The 417-nt window shown below is 47.5% G+C and carries 1 protein-coding gene; it reads left to right on the top strand.

The features are described 5' to 3' along the window. Positions 1 to 417 (top strand): hypothetical protein (locus VJI94_RS08040; protein ID WP_324008968.1); only part of this gene is annotated, 417 nt, incomplete at both ends.

Genomic DNA, 417 nt, shown 5'->3' with positions numbered 1-417 from the left:
ACTGATGCGTTTCTATCCCCGTCAAGCACAACAGTGCATTGAGGCGGCTTATCAGACTGGCCAGAAGGTGCATGGGCCGTTGTTGTTGTCGGCAGAGGCTCCGTATGGGCTACTATTCCGTCTAGAAGATAAAACCTACGCCACGCTCGATCCCTATAAATATCCATGGGGTAATGATGACGACTTTGACATATTCACACAGTTGGAGCTTAGGTACTTCCCTATTCGTAGTCATACACCATGTGGGTGGACTATTAAACAGCATAACGGTAATGGTTGGAGATTCATTTCCAAGCATTCCACCAAGCAATACGCATTGCCTACCATTGAAGACGCTATTAAGTCCTATAGAGCACGTAAGGAACGCCAGGCTGCCATTTATCAAGCCCGTGCAGATAAAGCCAGACTAGCTCTACG

The organism is Parvimonas sp. D9 (genome assembly GCF_035282565.1).
In the GTDB taxonomy this organism is placed as follows: Bacteria; Bacillota; Clostridia; order Tissierellales; family Peptoniphilaceae; genus Parvimonas; species Parvimonas micra.
This window is presented reverse-complemented; position numbering and strand designations above follow the sequence as displayed.